The organism is Pseudomonas sp. RA_105y_Pfl2_P56 (assembly GCF_963970845.1).
GTDB classification, from domain to species: Bacteria; Pseudomonadota; Gammaproteobacteria; order Pseudomonadales; family Pseudomonadaceae; genus Aquipseudomonas; species Aquipseudomonas baetica_A.
In genome coordinates, this window is sequence record NZ_CAXAPL010000001.1 from 58589 (window position 1) to 74539 (window position 15951).

The window sequence follows — 15951 nt, forward strand, 5'->3', positions numbered from 1 at the left end:
CAGGTTAATCACATTACAGCAAACACAGACCACACAAAATCGTGCAATACATATGTATATCAAACATTCAAATACCAACCGAAAACACACCCAAAACCATTCAATAATAAAACTGTTTTCATCACGACAAACTCACCTAACATGACATCTCATTTACGAAAGGGACTTCCCGCATGACTTTACCAACAAACAACTCGCCCACCACGGTATCGGACGTTGATGCCAGCGCAAACATTTCCGATGCCGTCCAGATTGAGGACAAGGCAACTGCCGTGCAACGTTTCATTACCCACGGTATGGCAAAAGAAGATCCCACGAGGCTGGCCGCCTTGCGCGCAACGCTCGATGAAGCGCTGCCCTACCAGACTTATATTGATGAATTGGCAGGCAAGCTGGAGACACCGGAAAGTTTCTGCAGACGCGAACTTCGCAGTGAACTGCTACAAACCCATGGGACACGATTCGGCATCAACGACAACATCAGACTCACGCCTGCAAACTCTGCGGACGGTGAGTCATATACCTGTACCCTGCTGCAGGCGGCGATGCTGAACTTCACCGACGAAGAAGCGGCTCCCGGTTACTTCTCGAATGACAGCGAGATTTTGGACATCCTTGGCCAGTCAACCGTTGACGACCCTGACGCGATCAGGGTATCGGCACAAGAGTTTGCGGCTCTAAGTCGCAATCTGGATCTGGGAGGCCAATACCAGAAACATATCGCCAGAACGTTTAAAGTTTCAAACATTGAGCTGATCGGCACACGCCTGCACAAATTCAACATGAAACTCAGCGCCTATGAGAAATACTTTAAAAAAACCGACTTCCCTTTGAACCGGCTTCTCACCGTGCTGAGTCTGACAAAAGGCAACAGGGATATTTACACTGGCGACAACATCAATAACGGTAAAATAAAACTGCATTCGATACAGTTATTTGGCAAGTACACCACAGATGCCGTTCTGATCACCTGCCGTCGGACCGATCAATCACCAATAGACCATAACATCGTATACATACCCAACGACCCGGGTGACGGCTTTTACCAGGACGACAACGAAGACCAGACAAAATACCGATTCTCCATCAACTTCCTGACCAATAAAAAATTCCGGACACGCCTCGTCTCTCAACTAACCAATACCGAAAAAAATGAAATAGAGGCAATGGACCTGAATAGCATTTCGTTTGTCAACGACATAACGTTTATCCCGCTAAAGAAAGGGCTGTACAAACATTTCTTTGATCGCTATCTGGATAAATTGTCCGCGGATGCCAGGGACATTGCGGTGCCGCTCGCCAATGTCAACGAACCCGCCTACGCCAATAGGCGCAAAGCGCATACCCTGCCTGAGAAAGGACGACTATCCGTCAGCCCAACCCATGATTTCAGCAAGCGCTTGCGCACTTACGCCACGGATGAATTGCTGGCCTCCGTGTTCGCCGGTCTGGGAAGCTGGACCGCCATCGAGAAGTACAACGCCCTGTCACGGCTGCTGGATCTGAAAAAGCGATTGTCCCCGCCTGATGCCGAACAACACGGCTTGCCGGTGGACGCCGACTGACAATTATTCAAAAAAAATTGTCGAAAATCCGTCCAATTATCCGCAAGCGGCGAAGAATCAACGCCCGCCTATTACGCGGCAGCGATAGCGTCAAAATCAGCCTTATAACTTATCGTTCTAAAACTCCACTTAACGAGGGGGGTCAGTTTCCGAGTACCCTGTTTTATTGAGTAGTACTGCTTGACCCCTCCCCAACGGAAAAACCGGTAAGGACTTTATGTGCGGATTAGCTGGCGAGTTACGCTTTGATCATCAACCTGCAGACCTTGCAGCCATTGAGCGAATCACCCATCACCTGGCCCCTCGTGGCCCCGACGCGTGGGGCTTCCACGCACAAGGGCCGATTGCCCTGGGCCATCGTCGCCTGAAAATCATGGACCTGTCGGACGGCTCGGCGCAGCCGATGATCGACAGCCAATTAGGCCTGTCTCTGGCCTTCAACGGCGCAATCTACAACTTCCCCGAACTGCGGACCGAACTCGAAGCGCTGGGCTATGCCTTCTATTCCGGTGGCGACACCGAAGTGCTGCTCAAGGGCTATCACGCCTGGGGAGAAGCGCTGCTGCCCAAACTCAACGGCATGTTTGCCTTCGCCATTTGGGAGCGCGATGCACAGCGCTTGTTCATCGCCCGTGACCGTCTCGGCGTAAAGCCGTTGTACCTGTCGCGCACCGGTCAGCGCCTGCGCTTTGCCTCGGCCTTGCCGGCGCTACTCAAGGGCGGCGACATCAACCCGATCCTCGATCCGGTGGCGCTCAACCACTACCTGAATTTCCACGCCGTGGTACCGGCCCCACGTACCCTGCTGGCCGGCATTGAAAAACTGCCGCCCGCCACCTGGATGCGCGTTGAAGCCGATGGCAGCACCGAACAGAAAACCTGGTGGACCCTGCCCTACGGCCCACACGAGGACGAGAAAAACCTCACCCTCGAAGACTGGACCGATCGCGTACTCGACAGCACCCGCGACGCCGTGGCGATCCGCCAACGTGCGGCGGTGGATGTCGGCGTGCTGCTGTCCGGCGGCGTTGATTCGAGCATGCTCGTCGGTCTGTTGCGTGAAGTGGGCGTGGAGAACCTGTCGACCTTCTCCATCGGTTTTCAGGATGCCGGTGGCGAGCGCGGGGATGAGTTTCAGTATTCGGATCTGATCGCCAGACACTACGGCACTCAGCACCATCAGTTGCGTATCGACGAAAAAGAGATCATCGAACAATTGCCTGCGGCGTTTCGCGCCATGAGCGAACCGATGGTCAGCCACGACTGCATCGCGTTCTATCTGCTGTCGCGTGAAGTGGCCAAGCACTGCAAGGTTGTGCAGAGCGGCCAGGGTGCCGACGAGTTGTTCGCCGGTTATCACTGGTACCCGCAAGTGGACGGTGCGGCCGATCCTTACGCGGCCTATCGCGAGGCGTTTTTCGACCGCAGCTATGACGACTACGCCGCCACCGTGCAACCGAAATGGCTGACCGCCAACGACGCTGCCGGTGACTTCGTGAAAGAACATTTTGCACAACCCGGTGCCGATGCCGCCGTGGACAAAGCCCTGCGTCTGGACAGCACGGTGATGCTGGTGGACGACCCGGTCAAACGCGTCGACAACATGACCATGGCCTGGGGTCTGGAGGCGCGAACGCCGTTTCTCGATTATCGACTGGTCGAACTGTCGGCGCGGGTTCCCGGCCAGTTCAAGCTGCCTGACGGTGGCAAACAAGTGCTCAAGGAAGCGGCACGCCGGGTCATCCCGAGTGAAGTGATCGACCGCAAAAAAGGCTACTTCCCGGTGCCGGGCCTCAAGCATTTGCAAGGCGACACGTTGAACTGGGTGCGTGAACTGTTGCTTGATCCGAGTCAGGATCGCGGTCTGTTCAACCCGGCCATGCTCGACAAATTGCTGACTGACCCACAAGGCCAACTGACGCCGTTGCGTGGTTCGAAGCTGTGGCAACTGGCGGCCCTGAACCTGTGGCTCAGTGAACAAGGAATCTGATCGATGAAACCCCACGCCACGGCTTACAGCCAGCGCCTGTTGCGCGGTCAGACTCCGTCCTATGAACGTTTGCAGGCGCGGCTGGCCGAGGACGGCAGCGAACTGGCCGCCGATCCGATTGCGGTGCATTGCGGCTGGGGCCGGTTGCTGATCGGCCACACCTTTCCTGACTCGGCAACGCTGGCTCAGGAGCTGCTCAACGAGCAACAAGGCGAGCGAGATATCGCGCTGTATGTTGCCGCACCGCAACAGATCCTCGGCCTCGAACCGACGCAGTTGTTTCTCGACCCTTCCGACACCTTGCGCCTGTGGTTCAGCGACTACCGCCAAGCGACCCGCGTGTTTCGTGGTTTCCGCATTCGTCGCGCGCAAAGCGAGGCAGACTGGCAGGCGATCAATCAGCTATACCAGGCGCGCGGCATGTTGCCGATCGATGCCCAACGGCTAACCCCGCATCATCAGGGCGGCCCGGTTTACTGGCTGGCCGAGGATGAAGACAGCGGCGCCGTGATCGGCAGCGTCATGGGCCTGAACCATCACAAAGCGTTCAAGGACCCGGAAAACGGTAGCAGCCTGTGGTGCCTGGCGGTGGATCCGCAATGCTCGCGCCCCGGCGTCGGCGAAGTGCTGGTGCGGCACTTGATCGAACACTTCATGAGTCGCGGCCTGAGCTATCTGGACCTGTCGGTGCTGCATGACAACCGTCAGGCGAAAAGCCTCTACGCCAAACTCGGTTTTCGCAATCTCTCCACCTTCGCCATCAAGCGCAAGAACGGCATCAATCAGCCGCTGTTCCTGGGACCTGGGCCTGAAGCGCAGTTCAATCCGTATGCGCGGATCATTGTCGAGGAGGCGCACCGTCGCGGCATCGATGTGCAGGTGGACGACGCCGATGCCGGACTGTTCACCCTCAGTCACGGCGGGCGCCGCGTGCGTTGTCGCGAATCGTTGAGCGACCTGACCAGCGCCATCAGCATGAGCCTGTGCCAGGACAAAAGCCTGACCCACAAAGTGTTGAAGGCGGCGGGGCTCAACCTGCCTTCGCAACAATTGGCGGGCAACGCCGACGACAACCTGGCGTTTCTCGATGAGCACCAGCGGGTAGTGGTCAAGCCGCTTGATGGTGAACAGGGCCAAGGTGTGGCGGTGGATTTGCAGAGCATTGAAGAGGTGCAGCAGGCCATCGAAGCGGCGAAACAGTTTGATAGCCGGGTGCTTCTGGAAAGCTTTCACGAAGGGTTGGATCTGCGGATTGTGGTGATCGGTTTTGAAGTCGTCGCGGCGGCGATTCGTCGTCCGGCCGAGGTGGTCGGTGATGGCCATCACTCGATTGGCGCGCTGATCGAAGCCCAGAGTCGGCGCCGGCAGGCGGCCACCAGCGGCGAAAGCAAAATCCCGCTGGACCACGAAACCCAGCGCACCTTGCACGCGGCCGGTTATGACTACAGCAGCATCCTGGCGGCGAGCGAGTCGCTGTTTGTGCGGCGTACGGCCAATCTGCACACCGGTGGCACGCTGGAAGACGTCACGGCGATTCTGCATCCGACGCTGGTCGATGCAGCGGTACGCGCAGCGCGGGCACTGGACATTCCGATGGTCGGCCTCGATCTGATGGTGCCGGCGGCGGATCAGCCGGAGTACGTGTTTATCGAAGCCAACGAGCGTGCCGGATTGGCCAACCATGAGCCGCAACCGACAGCCGAGCGGTTTGTCGATTTGCTGTTTCCGCACAGTCAGCCGGCCAACTCGTAATGATACGGCGCCTCGACTGACGCGTTCGCGAGCAAGCCCGCTCCCGCAGGTTTTGTGGTCATCTCACAACCTGTGGGATCTGGCCTGCCAGCGATCAGGCCAGATCAGGCAGCCCAAATTCTCCTCATCGAAACCATCGATGTGCTCAACCCATCAGGAGTTTCCATGACCCTCCAAATTCCCGAACCAGACCTCAACTACCTGCAAAAAGTCCTGCTGGAAATGCTTGCCATTCCCAGCCCCACCGGCTTCACCGACACTATCGTGCGGTACGTCGCCGAACGTCTGGAGGAACTCGGCATTCCCTTCGAGATGACCCGTCGTGGCACCATCCGCGCGACGCTCAAGGGCAAGAAAAACAGCCCTGACCGCGCGGTCTCGGCGCACCTGGACACCATCGGCGCCGCTGTGCGCGCCGTCAAAGACAACGGTCGCCTGACCCTCGCCCCGGTCGGTTGCTGGTCGAGCCGTTTCGCCGAAGGCAGTCGCGTCAGTCTGTTTACCGACAACGGCGTGATTCGCGGCAGCGTGTTGCCGCTGATGGCCTCCGGGCACGCGTTCAACACGGCCGTGGATGAGATGCCCATCAGTTGGGATCATGTGGAGTTGCGTCTGGACGCCTATTGCGCGACCAAGGCTGACTGCGAATCGCTGGGCATCTGCGTCGGCGACGTGGTGGCGTTCGATCCGCTGCCGGAATTCACCGAAAGCGGCCATATCAGCGCTCGTCACCTGGATGACAAAGCGGGGGTTGCGGCGTTGCTGGCGTCACTCAAAGCCATCGTCGACAGCGGCCAGGAACTGATGATCGACTGTCACCCGCTGTTCACCATTACCGAAGAGACCGGCAGCGGCGCAGCGGCGGCATTGCCGTGGGACGTCAGCGAATTCGTCGGCATCGACATTGCGCCGGTCGCGCCGGGGCAGCACTCCAGCGAGCACGCAGTGAGTGTGGCGATGCAGGATTCCGGCGGGCCTTACGACTATCACCTGTCACGACATTTGCTGCGTCTGGCCAGCGAAAACGAGTTGCCGGTGCGCCGTGACCTGTTCCGCTATTACTTCAGCGACGCGCATTCGGCGGTGACCGCCGGCCATGACATCCGGACCGCCCTGCTCGCCTTTGGCTGCGATGCGACGCACGGTTATGAGCGCACGCACATCGACAGTCTGGCGGCACTTAGTCGGCTGCTGGGGGCTTACATTCTGAGTCCTCCGGTGTTCGCCAGCGATGCGGCGCCGGCCAATGCGTCGCTTGATCGCTTCAGTCATCAGATCGAGCATGAAACGCAAATGGAGAGTGATACGCGCGTGCCGTCGGTGGACAGTCTGGTAGGGCAACGTTCGGACAGTTAAATCCATGGTGCCCGGACCGCTCCCACCGTTGGAATACGTTTCACTCTGGGGGCGGACTTGCTCACGAAGGGCCGGCGCAGGCAACACAAAACTGGCAGCCAAACATCAATCGCCGTAGCATCCCGACATTGATTTAGCCGAGGTGCCCATGCTCATCCCCTACGACGCTCTTGAAGTCGACACCCTCACTCGCCTGATCGAGGATTTCGTCACCCGCGACGGTACCGACAATGGCGACGACACGCCGCTGGAAACCCGTGTGCTGCGTGTGCGTCAGGCGTTGACCAAAGGCCAGGCGCTGATCGTCTTCGATCCGGAAAGCGAGCAGTGCCAGTTGATGCTCAAGCACGACGTGCCCAAGCACCTGTTCGACTGAAACCCTCAGCGGGCCTTTTGCCTGGCCTGCTGACGCTGGATCCGTTCGTAGACCTCCGCGCGGTGCACATTGACGTTCTGCGGCGCCTCGACGCCAAAGCGCACACTGGAACCGTTCACGGACAGAACGCGCAGGGAAATGTCGTCACCGATTGAGATCAACTCACCGACGACACGGCTGAGTACAAGCATGAGATTCGTCCTTCAGGGTTAGCGAACGCTGAAGATGCGCGGCTTGCCTGCGCCCCACAATGCATGATCGGCAAATCAGTCTTGCCCTACACCCCCTCAAGCGCAGGGCTGTCAGATACTTCCCACAAAACCATCCGTTCAAGCGGCAGAAAACCGCGGCCCGAATAGAATCACGCTCGCACCGATCACACACAACGCCACACCAATCCAGTCCGAACCCAGTGGACGAACCCGCTCCACCACGGCCAGCCAGCCAATCGAAGCCACAATGTAGATCCCGCCATAAGCGGCATAGGCGCGACCGGCATAGGCCGCTTCGACACGGGTCAACAACAGGGCGAACAGCGTCAGACTGAGCAGCGCCGGGATCACCCACAGAGCGCTTTTGCCTTGACGCAGCCACATGAAGAAGGCGAAACAACCGGCGATTTCAAACAGCGCCGCGAGCAAGAACCACAAGTAATTGAGCATTGACGCGTCTCGACAGGATGACCATTGCCGCCACCCTAACGACGCGTCCCCCCTTCAGGCAAGTTTCACCCGTTGTTCTGCTTGGCCTTGGCGCGCATTTTGTCGGCCATGGTGATCATTTCGTTGTAGAGCAGTTGCGGGTTCTTCTGCTTGATCGCCCAGGCCATCCGGCCCTGTTCGTGAGGCAGGATCATGAACTCGCCTGCGGCCACTTGTTGATAGATGTAGTCAGCGATGTCCGCTGCGCTGATCGGCGAACTTTCCAGCAACTTGCCAACCTGCGCTTTCATCGCCGGGGTCGGCCCACGGAAGGAATCAAGCAAGTTGGTCTGGAAGAATGACGGGCAGACGACATGCACACCGACTTCCTGTTGCGCCAGTTCAATCAACAGGCTTTCCGACAACGCCACCACGCCGGCCTTGGCCACGTTGTAGTTGCTCATGGCCGGGCCTTGCATCAACGCCGCCATGGAGGCGATGTTGATGATTTTGCCCTTGCTTTGCTCAAGCAACGGCAGAAACGCCTTGCAGCCCTTGACCACGCCCATCAGGTTGATTGCGATCTGCCAGTCCCAGTCCTCCAGCGACAATTCGCTGAAGAACCCACCCGAGGCCACACCGGCGTTATTGACGATGATGTCGATGCCGCCGAGTTTCTCTTCGCACGCCTGAGCAAACGCGGTGAGCTGGCTGTAATCACGCACATCGCAGCGCTGAATAAAACCGTCGCCGCCGGCCTCGCGCACCTGTTTCAGGGTTTCTTGCAGGCCGGGTTCGCTGACATCGGACAAGGCCAGTTGCCAGCCTTCACGCGCCCAGCGCAGCGCGATTTCGCGACCTAAGCCTGAGCCCGCGCCAGTGATCATCATGCGATTTTGCATAGCAGACAGCCTTGTTGTTCCGGGGAAGATGCGCGCAGTGTAGCGAAGGATGTGCCGCCAGCCTCGCTCCATCAGATTGCTGAATGGTAGGGAAAAACCGTGGCGCGTTTGATTCGTTGGGAGGGACTAAGTTCTGAACTTTCGCAAGGGGAAAAGGAAATAAGCAAGCGATCCAAATACATTAAAAAAACATTGAATCTTCTTTCATTCGCACCAGTCGGAATTTATAAGCCGCCTGGAATTACTGAGTCTCCAGTCGACCAGAACACCAAGACTTCTCGAACGTTATCAACAAGGAAATTGACATGGGCACAATTCTTATCATTATCCTGGTCCTGTTGCTGATCGGTGGCCTGCCGGTCTTCCCGCACTCCAGAAGTTGGGGTTACGGTCCATCCGGCATTATCGGCGTTGTGCTGGTCGTGCTGTTGGTACTGTTGTTACTCGGTCGGATATAACGATTCAAGCGTAAAAAAAGAGGCCCTTTTCAGGGCCTCTTTTTTATTGTGTGGCGTTTTATTGCGCGGGCATCAGTCTGGTTTGCCGCTGACCACACCGGCGGTGTTTTCCATCAGGCTCTTGGTCGCCGTTTGCAGGAACGCCTCAAGTTTGAGTTTCAACTCGGCAGTGCGCGGAGCATTCGCAATGATCTCCCCACCCGGGTTGGCGCCCAAATGGTACTGATAGATTTTCGGCGCCATTTCTTTCTCTTTCGGCAGCACCAGAACCTGGTCAGCCGTGACGATGGCAGTGGTCTGCTCGCTGCCCGACGGCTTGATCACACCAAAACCGGTGTCGCCTTCCGGCAGGTTGAGCAAGTCACGGCCCCAGCACTGATGGCGCACTTCGCCACCCAGACGCCCCATGATGGTCGGCACGATGTCAATCTGCGTACCCACGGTGTGGTCACGCGTACCAAACTTCTCCTGGATGCCCGGGGCGATCATCAGCATCGGTACATAGAAGCGGCCCAAGTCCATTTCGGTAATCTGACGCTCGTTACCGAAACCGTGGTCGCCGACGATAACGAACAGGGTTTCCTTGAAGTACGGCTCTTTGCGCGCTTTCTCGAAGAACTGGCCCAGTGCCCAGTCGGAGTAACGCATGGCGGTCAAATGCTCGTTCAGCGAACCCCGATCGGTGACGCGCTCAACCGGCAACGGTGTCGGCAAGGCGTAAGGCGTGTGGTTGGACAGGGTTTGCAGCAATGCGTAGAACGGCTTGCCGTTTTCGCGGGCCTTGAGCTCCTGCAGACCACGGTCAAACATGTCCTGATCGGACACGCCCCACGTCGGATCGGAGAACACCGGGTTGACGAAGTCGTTACGGCCAACGAAGTTGGTCATGCCCTGGTTGCTGAAGAATCCCGACTGGTTGTCCCAGGCGAAGTCGCCGTTATAGACGTAAACATCGTCAAATTTGCGTGCACTGAGCAACTGCGGCAGGCCGGACAGTTTGTGGCTGCCTTCCGGGGTCTGCATCAAGTATTCGAAACCCGGCAGGTTCGGGAAGCAGGCCATGGTGGCAAACATGCCCTGATGGGTGTGCGTGCCGTTGGAGAAGAAGCGATCGAACAGCAGACCTTCCTTCGACAGTTTGTCGAGGTATGGCGTGATGTTGCCCGGTGCGCCCAACGCGCCGACCGAGTGACCGGCCATGCTTTCCATCAGGATCACGACAACGTTTTTGATCGGCAGGGTCTTGTCCGCCGGCGGCATGTAGTCACGGCGCACGGCAGCGATATCGGCATCGACCAGTTTGTCGTCCGGCATGACCAGCATCTCACGCACGACTTTCTGCGCTTGCTCTTGTGGCAGCGTGGCTTTCCAGATGTTGTTGCGATCCTCGCCCATCCGATCCTTCGCCGCCGCGATCAGCGACAACGTGCCGTTGAGGCCGAGCTGGTTGGCGAAGTTCGAATTGGTGGTGTAGACGTCACCCCAACGCAGCGGCGGGCCCTGACGCAGAGTGCCACGGGCGGCCACCACGCAAATCAGCAGACAGACCACGAACACCGCAAGGCGCGTATACCACGGCGCGACCTGACGCGTGCTGACACTGCCACCACTGAAAGGCCCGCGCGGGCGCGTGGCTCGGTCGGCGCCTTTGAACGCCAGCGTCAGGATCACGGTGCCGACGCCCCACGCCAGCAAATAGCGAACCACCGGAAAACCGTACCAGAGCATGCTCATCACGGTTTTCGGGTCTTCTTTCACGTATTGGAACACCAGACCGTTAAGGCGCTGGTGAAACTCACGGTAGAAGTCCATCTCCATCAGACCGAGGAACAGGGCGATGCTCGAAGCGAGGGTCAGCCACAGACGGAAAAATCCGCGCGCAGCCATGGCCCGGGCACTGAACAGCGCCAGTACCAGCGGAACGCAAACGTAGACCACCAGGCGCAAGTCGAAACGCAACCCATTGACGAAAGCTTCAAGGAACGTCGAAACCGGGGTATCGAGGATCATTTCGCGGTTGTAGACCAGCAGCGCGAGGCGCAGCACGGAAAACATCACCATCATGACCAGCGCACAAAGCAGCGTGTAGGCCAGATGCGATTTGACGGTCGGTTGCAGTAGACGAGCAGAAGCTCGCTGCTGATTCAGGGCGTCCGGGATTGCCATGTCGTTTTAGGACCCATTGGAAGTTGAAGTTGCAAAATACAGCGGCGCCATGCCCTCTATTGGTCATTCCAGACCCCGGGGCGTGCGCGGTGCGCAAATGTTGCACGATCACCGGCACCATTGCCATTGATTAGTGCCCCGCCACCAGACACTTTCATTCAAAGCGGCGGCAGACAGGGACAGCGTGGAAACAGCGCGGGCGAATTGTCTTGAACGCTTTGTGAAAATTTCGTTCAACGCCTATCTGGAAACACAAAAAGTCATAAAACAAAACGCCCCGAATCAATCGGGGCGTTTTGCTGAATCCGGGGCGTTTACTTCTCGGCGAGCTCTTTCAGGGCTTTCAGGGTCTTGAACGGAGCATCAACGACAAACTTGTTGGCAACCATCGCCGGCACGCTGCCGCCTGGCTCGGTGTGCACTTGATAGGTCACTTCGACCTGATCGCCTTTTGGCACAAACTTCCAGAAGCCTTTGACCTGAGCCACCCGGACAAAACCTTTTTCCTCCGGAACATACTTCGGCACACCTTCCATGTTACGGGTCAGGCTGCCGTCGGCGCCTTCAACGGTCGTGATGTGCAGCACCGAATCACGCGGGGTGACCGGCCAAGGCGTGTTGAACTGGGTGTAAGTCCAGCTCTGATCACCTTCGTGCTTGAGCAGTTTCTGGGTCTTGCATTCGTGAATCCAGGCGCAGGCGCCGGAAACGTCCTCCTGCAATGCACGCAGTTTGGCAACGGTGGTCTTCATCAGAGCAACGCCCTGATAGGACTTGTAGTCCGAACCCGGCACTTCGCTCAGGGAAACCTTGATGCCATCCTCGTTCTTGGCGACCTTCCAGTCTTCAGCCTGCGCGACCGACGTCACCAGCACGGCAGTCAAACCACACAACACAGCGATACGATGCAGCGAACCCATAGTCTTATTCCTTATTGTTGAAGTTCCGTTCGTTTGACACATCAAGCCGCCGTCATTTGCTCCCACCAACCGATCAACCTGATCGCTTCTTCCTGGCTGCGGCCACAGACTTCGATATCGGCGGCGAAACCGGAACAGACCGCCGGGCGCTCTGGACGGCCGAAAATGTTGCACAGGTTTTCGACCGAGAGTTGCACGCAACGTTCGCCGGCAGGTTTGCCATCAGGCATGCCGGGAATCGCCGAACTGATGGAGGGGGCAATGCAGCAAGCGCCACAGCCTTCACGGCATTTCATGACGAACAAGTCCTCGCGACGGGCAATGTGTAAAAGGGACGCGGACAGAGTAACCGCTAAAACGGCTGTTTCAAATTCCCTGAACCGGGGTTTTTACGGATAAGTGAATGTGACTGACCAGTCTGCGACAAAGCGTCTGCTTCGCGGGTCACAGACGGGTTGTATTTACTGCTTGAATTCGAAATCCAGCGCCGCGCCATCAATATCCCGGCGCTCTTCGTTACGCAGTTGCAACTGCATTTCGTTGCTGAGCAAACGGCCATTGAGCTGGAAGCCGCTGGTTTTCTCGCCAAAAAACTGCGGCAGGATGCCCTCGTGCTTCGGCAGCGAAACGGTTCCCTTCGGCTTCAATTCCTGGACCATCTCCTTGGGCAAGCTCAAGTCCAGTGTTGCCGGCGGCAGCTTGGTTTTAGCCACCTCACTGGAGGATTTCGACCTGGAAGCCACAGGTGTGCGTTTTTTCACGGTTTTCTGCCGGGAGTGCTCGGCAGGCACTGCCTTTTTCACTACTGGCGGCTTTTTCACTGTGCTCCTAGCCGCTGGTTTTTCTGAAGCTGCGGCCGCCAAGACACCAGGTGCATGACCGATCATCAGCAAACACAGCAAAACCCACATGGCAGGAAGAAACGCTTTCATGGACCCAACGACGCTAACGGCAGAGGGCCATATGCTCGCTTGTTGGACGTCACAAGACAAGTTTGACCCGCCACTGGCTCAAAATCCGCCAGCCGTTTCCTGACACAGTTGGGTCGCCAGCAGTCCCAGCGTCATCAACGCCCTCTCCGCCTCGCGGTTCCACGGGGTGCCACAGTTCAGGCGGATGCAGTGGTTGAACTGCTCGGTATTACTGAAGATCAGCCCGGGGGCGATGCTGATGCCCTGTTGCAGCGCACGAACATGCAACTCCTGAGTATTGACCCTGCCTGGCAGGCTCACCCACAGAATGAAACCGCCCGTGGGCCGGCTCATTTGCGTACCTTCGGGGAAGTACTGCTGCACCGCCAGTTGAAAAGCACTGAGATTTTTTCGGTATTCCTGGCGGATGTACCGTAAATGCCGGTCATAACCGCCATTCTCCAGATAAGCCGCAATCCCCATCTGCGTGACACTGCACGCCGAATGGGTGCTGAAGGTCTGCAAACGCTGAATTTCCTGCTGATACTTGCCAGCGATCATCCAACCGATGCGTACTCCGGGCGACAAGGTCTTGGAGAAACTCGAGCAGTAAATCACCCGATCCAATCGGTCATAAGCCTTGAGCGCCTTGGTGCGACCCTGTTCGAACATCAACTCGCCATAAATATCGTCTTCGACGATCTGGATATCGAAATCCGAAGCCAGACGCAGCAGTTGTTTCTGCCGCTCTTCAGGCATGGTGCCGCCCAACGGATTGCTCAGACGTGTGGTCAGCACCAACGCCTTGATCGACCATTGGTTGGCCGCCAACTGCAGGGCCTCCAGGCTCATGCCAGTGGCTGGATCGCTGGGAATTTCGATGACCTTCAGACCCAGCAGGTCAGCCAACTGCAGCAGGCCGTAGTAAGTCGGCGACTCGGCGGCGATCAGATCGCCTGGTCGGGTCAGCACCCGCAACGACATCTGCAGGGCATCGACACAACCATGGGTGATCACCACTTCAGAGGGATCAACCACCACACCGGCATCGCGCATGCGGATCGCTACCTGCCGGCGCAGCGGTTCGAAACCGGGGCTGAACATGTAGCTGAACGCCCGTGGACTGTGAAACCGGGTGACCTTGGCCAATTGCTGATGAAGTGCGCGCACCGGCAAGTAATCGACACTGGGCACCGCGGCACCCAACGGGAATACGCCTTCACGGCGGGACTCGACCAGAACTTGTTGAATGATGCTGCTGCGAGTCACCAGACCTGGCCGTTCGACGCGGGCGATGTCGGGCGTCGGGGCCGTCAGCGCCGGGGTCTGGTGCACGTAATATCCGGACTGGGGCCGTGCGCGAATCAGCCCCTGATCTTCAAGGTTGGCGTACGCCTGCAACACCGTCGCATGGCTGACGTTGAGTTGCGAACTCATCTTGCGCACCGAAGGCACGCGCTCCCCCGGTTGATAGACCCCACGGCGGATGTCTTCGGCCAGTTGCTGAGCAATACGTTGGTAGAGCAAGAGATTGGTCATGACGCAGCACTCGATTTCACGGGCATTTTATTCTTGTGTGAAACAATACCGGAACAGTTTAGAAGTGTACTGGGACAGTTGTCACTCTAGTCGACCATACAGTGCAGTGTCTGCCTCAACTGTATTGATTTGCGAGCTATTCGACAGACGTAAAAAAGCCCGGTGCTGCCTGACAGCCCGGGCTTTCCAGTGACGCCGCCCTCAGCGGGCAGCGCCGAGCTGGCCTGTTTCGTCGGAGAAGACAATTTCCACACGACGGTTCTGTGCCCGCCCACGCTCGGAAGCGTTGGCGTCTACAGGGTATTCGTCGCCGTAACCTTCGACCTGAATGCGTTTTTCGTCGATGCCCAGATCCGTCAGCACATCGGCAACGGACTGCGCACGGTCGCGGGACAGTTTGAGGTTTTCCTGCTTACCACCGGTGCTGTCGGCATAACCCTCGATGCGCACCACGCGTTTCGGGTTGAGTTGCAGGAACTGGACAATTTTCAACACAACACGGTTGGCCGAGTTTTTCAGCTCGGCTTCCCCAGTGTCGAACAGCACATCACCGAGCGTCATCACCAGACCACGGTCGGTCTGCGTGGTCGCCAGCGCGACTATTTGTTCTTCAAGCCACTTGCCCTGCTGCTGCACGCTGAGCAGTTTGGATTCGCGCAAGGCCAGTTGCAGGCGCTGACGCTCCAGTTCGAGCTTGGCCGCACGCTCCTCGTTGAGCACCTGATTGGTGTGCTCGCGGGCGATTTCACTGTAGCGCTGGCTGAGATAGGCGTAATGGACCACATCCGCCCCGCTGCCCCAATAGGTCGACAGGCGATCGGCGCGGGCCAGCGATTCACCGGCGCGGATCACGTCTTTCGGCGCGATGCGCAGCACGTTGGAATCTTCCTTGACCTTCTGGAAGTCGGCGCTGGCCCCTTGCAGAGCGGATTCGCTATGTTGACCCGCACAACCGTAAAGACTGGCGCAACCGGCAAGAATGAAACCGCCGAGAACTCTGGAGTTGAGGCTCATTGGGCATCTCCCAGTTGCTTGCGCAGACGGACGATGCGGGTGTTGAGCACATTCAACTGTTCTTCACTCTTCTGGGTCAGCACTTTGGCTTCCGCCAGGCGAGCATCCAGTTCGGCCTGCTCGGCACGCATGCGCGCGTTCCGGTAGGACTCATCAGCCATGTTGCCCTTTGCCCGGTTGTATTTGGTTTCGGCCAGTTTCATTTCCGGCACGTCATCGCCGGTGGCACCGACAGCCTTGGCTTGAGTGATGGCCTGCTCGGTCAGGCGCATTTGTTCATTGGGTGCCGGATCGGTCGCGCAACCGGCCATGGCCAGAACGGCCACAGCCGCGAAAAGAGGTCGAATACTCACTAAGAATC

The 15951-nt window shown here is 57.9% G+C and carries 16 protein-coding genes; 6 read left to right on the forward strand and 10 right to left on the reverse strand.

What is annotated here, in order from left to right; genetic code table 11:
- The first annotated feature begins 173 nt into the window (after positions 1-173).
- The 5 genes from AACY11_RS00220 to AACY11_RS00240 all read left to right on the forward strand — a co-directional run bounded on the left by AACY11_RS00220 (position 174) and on the right by AACY11_RS00240 (position 7039).
- The gene (locus AACY11_RS00220; protein ID WP_339493587.1) at positions 174-1565 is read left to right on the forward strand and encodes a dermonecrotic toxin domain-containing protein; all 1392 of its coding nucleotides are present in this window, start codon (positions 174-176) and stop codon (positions 1563-1565) included.
- A gap of 217 nt (positions 1566-1782) precedes the next feature.
- The gene (locus AACY11_RS00225) at positions 1783-3555 is read left to right on the forward strand and encodes an N-acetylglutaminylglutamine amidotransferase (protein WP_339493589.1); all 1773 of its coding nucleotides are present in this window, start codon (positions 1783-1785) and stop codon (positions 3553-3555) included.
- A 3-nt stretch (positions 3556-3558) separates the two neighbouring features.
- Entirely contained in the window at positions 3559-5307 is a 1749-nt protein-coding gene (gene ngg / locus AACY11_RS00230; protein WP_339464835.1) for an N-acetylglutaminylglutamine synthetase, read from the forward strand.
- A 165-nt stretch (positions 5308-5472) separates the two neighbouring features.
- On the forward strand, positions 5473-6663 hold the full coding sequence (locus tag AACY11_RS00235; protein WP_339431124.1) for an osmoprotectant NAGGN system M42 family peptidase: 1191 nt from the start codon (positions 5473-5475) through the stop codon (positions 6661-6663).
- Between the two features lie 148 nt (positions 6664-6811).
- Positions 6812-7039, forward strand: a complete 228-nt coding sequence (locus AACY11_RS00240; RefSeq protein WP_003192759.1) for a YheU family protein — start codon at positions 6812-6814, stop codon at positions 7037-7039.
- Positions 7040-7044: 5 nt separating this feature from the next.
- Here AACY11_RS00240 and csrA read toward each other — a convergent pair whose 3' ends face one another.
- The 3 genes from csrA to AACY11_RS00255 all read right to left on the reverse strand — a co-directional run bounded on the left by csrA (position 7045) and on the right by AACY11_RS00255 (position 8582).
- Positions 7045-7230: a carbon storage regulator CsrA gene (gene csrA, locus AACY11_RS00245; RefSeq protein ID WP_221729287.1), complete on the reverse strand. Its 186-nt coding sequence runs from the start codon at positions 7228-7230 to the stop codon at positions 7045-7047.
- A 138-nt stretch (positions 7231-7368) separates the two neighbouring features.
- Positions 7369-7701 carry a YnfA family protein gene (locus AACY11_RS00250; RefSeq protein ID WP_339431123.1) on the reverse strand — a complete coding sequence of 111 codons (333 nt, stop codon included), beginning with the start codon at positions 7699-7701 and terminating at the stop codon, positions 7369-7371.
- 65 nt (positions 7702-7766) lie between these two features.
- Positions 7767-8582, reverse strand: a complete 816-nt coding sequence (locus AACY11_RS00255) for an SDR family oxidoreductase (RefSeq protein WP_339431122.1) — start codon at positions 8580-8582, stop codon at positions 7767-7769.
- A 299-nt stretch (positions 8583-8881) separates the two neighbouring features.
- On the opposite strand from AACY11_RS00255, the gene AACY11_RS00260 reads away from it, so the two are divergent.
- A complete protein-coding gene (locus AACY11_RS00260; protein WP_339431268.1) occupies positions 8882-9040 on the forward strand; it encodes a DUF3309 family protein in 159 nt (52 codons plus the stop codon).
- A gap of 72 nt (positions 9041-9112) precedes the next feature.
- On the opposite strand, the gene AACY11_RS00265 is transcribed toward AACY11_RS00260, so the two are convergent.
- The 7 genes from AACY11_RS00265 to AACY11_RS00295 all read right to left on the reverse strand — a co-directional run bounded on the left by AACY11_RS00265 (position 9113) and on the right by AACY11_RS00295 (position 15943).
- Positions 9113-11206: an LTA synthase family protein gene (locus tag AACY11_RS00265; RefSeq protein WP_339431121.1), complete on the reverse strand. Its 2094-nt coding sequence runs from the start codon at positions 11204-11206 to the stop codon at positions 9113-9115.
- Between the two features lie 314 nt (positions 11207-11520).
- Positions 11521-12126 carry an START domain-containing protein gene (locus tag AACY11_RS00270; protein ID WP_221729291.1) on the reverse strand — a complete coding sequence of 202 codons (606 nt, stop codon included), beginning with the start codon at positions 12124-12126 and terminating at the stop codon, positions 11521-11523.
- A 41-nt stretch (positions 12127-12167) separates the two neighbouring features.
- Entirely contained in the window at positions 12168-12422 is a 255-nt protein-coding gene (locus AACY11_RS00275) for a YkgJ family cysteine cluster protein (protein WP_339431120.1), read from the reverse strand.
- 165 nt (positions 12423-12587) lie between these two features.
- Positions 12588-13058 (reverse strand): translation initiation factor 2, encoded by a 471-nt coding sequence (locus AACY11_RS00280; RefSeq protein WP_339493722.1) that lies wholly within the window; start codon positions 13056-13058, stop codon positions 12588-12590.
- A gap of 78 nt (positions 13059-13136) precedes the next feature.
- Positions 13137-14576, reverse strand: a complete 1440-nt coding sequence (locus AACY11_RS00285) for an aminotransferase-like domain-containing protein (protein ID WP_221729294.1) — start codon at positions 14574-14576, stop codon at positions 13137-13139.
- A gap of 201 nt (positions 14577-14777) precedes the next feature.
- Positions 14778-15590 (reverse strand): OmpA family protein, encoded by an 813-nt coding sequence (locus AACY11_RS00290; protein ID WP_339464914.1) that lies wholly within the window; start codon positions 15588-15590, stop codon positions 14778-14780.
- Positions 15587-15943: a DUF4398 domain-containing protein gene (locus AACY11_RS00295; protein WP_339431117.1), complete on the reverse strand. Its 357-nt coding sequence runs from the start codon at positions 15941-15943 to the stop codon at positions 15587-15589. Before AACY11_RS00295 ends, AACY11_RS00290 begins: the two co-directional genes overlap by 4 nt.
- Positions 15944-15951: the final 8 nt, after the last annotated feature.

Bases quoted from the DNA above. Each gene is read 5' to 3' on its own strand.
- AACY11_RS00275 (WP_339431120.1), bottom strand. From the start codon at position 12,422: ATGAAATGCCGTGAAGGCTGTGGCGCTTGCTGCATTGCCCCCTCCATC.
- AACY11_RS00235 (WP_339431124.1), top strand. From the start codon at position 5,473: ATGACCCTCCAAATTCCCGAACCAGACCTCAACTACCTGCAAAAAGTC.
- AACY11_RS00255 (WP_339431122.1), bottom strand. From the start codon at position 8,582: ATGCAAAATCGCATGATGATCACTGGCGCGGGCTCAGGCTTAGGTCGC.
- AACY11_RS00290 (WP_339464914.1), bottom strand. From the start codon at position 15,590: ATGAGCCTCAACTCCAGAGTTCTCGGCGGTTTCATTCTTGCCGGTTGC.
- AACY11_RS00220 (WP_339493587.1), top strand. From the start codon at position 174: ATGACTTTACCAACAAACAACTCGCCCACCACGGTATCGGACGTTGAT.
- AACY11_RS00285 (WP_221729294.1), bottom strand. From the start codon at position 14,576: ATGACCAATCTCTTGCTCTACCAACGTATTGCTCAGCAACTGGCCGAA.
- ngg (WP_339464835.1), top strand. From the start codon at position 3,559: ATGAAACCCCACGCCACGGCTTACAGCCAGCGCCTGTTGCGCGGTCAG.
- AACY11_RS00270 (WP_221729291.1), bottom strand. From the start codon at position 12,126: ATGGGTTCGCTGCATCGTATCGCTGTGTTGTGTGGTTTGACTGCCGTG.
- AACY11_RS00250 (WP_339431123.1), bottom strand. From the start codon at position 7,701: ATGCTCAATTACTTGTGGTTCTTGCTCGCGGCGCTGTTTGAAATCGCC.
- AACY11_RS00225 (WP_339493589.1), top strand. From the start codon at position 1,783: ATGTGCGGATTAGCTGGCGAGTTACGCTTTGATCATCAACCTGCAGAC.
- csrA (WP_221729287.1), bottom strand. From the start codon at position 7,230: ATGCTTGTACTCAGCCGTGTCGTCGGTGAGTTGATCTCAATCGGTGAC.
- AACY11_RS00240 (WP_003192759.1), top strand. From the start codon at position 6,812: ATGCTCATCCCCTACGACGCTCTTGAAGTCGACACCCTCACTCGCCTG.
- AACY11_RS00265 (WP_339431121.1), bottom strand. From the start codon at position 11,206: ATGGCAATCCCGGACGCCCTGAATCAGCAGCGAGCTTCTGCTCGTCTA.
- AACY11_RS00280 (WP_339493722.1), bottom strand. From the start codon at position 13,058: ATGAAAGCGTTTCTTCCTGCCATGTGGGTTTTGCTGTGTTTGCTGATG.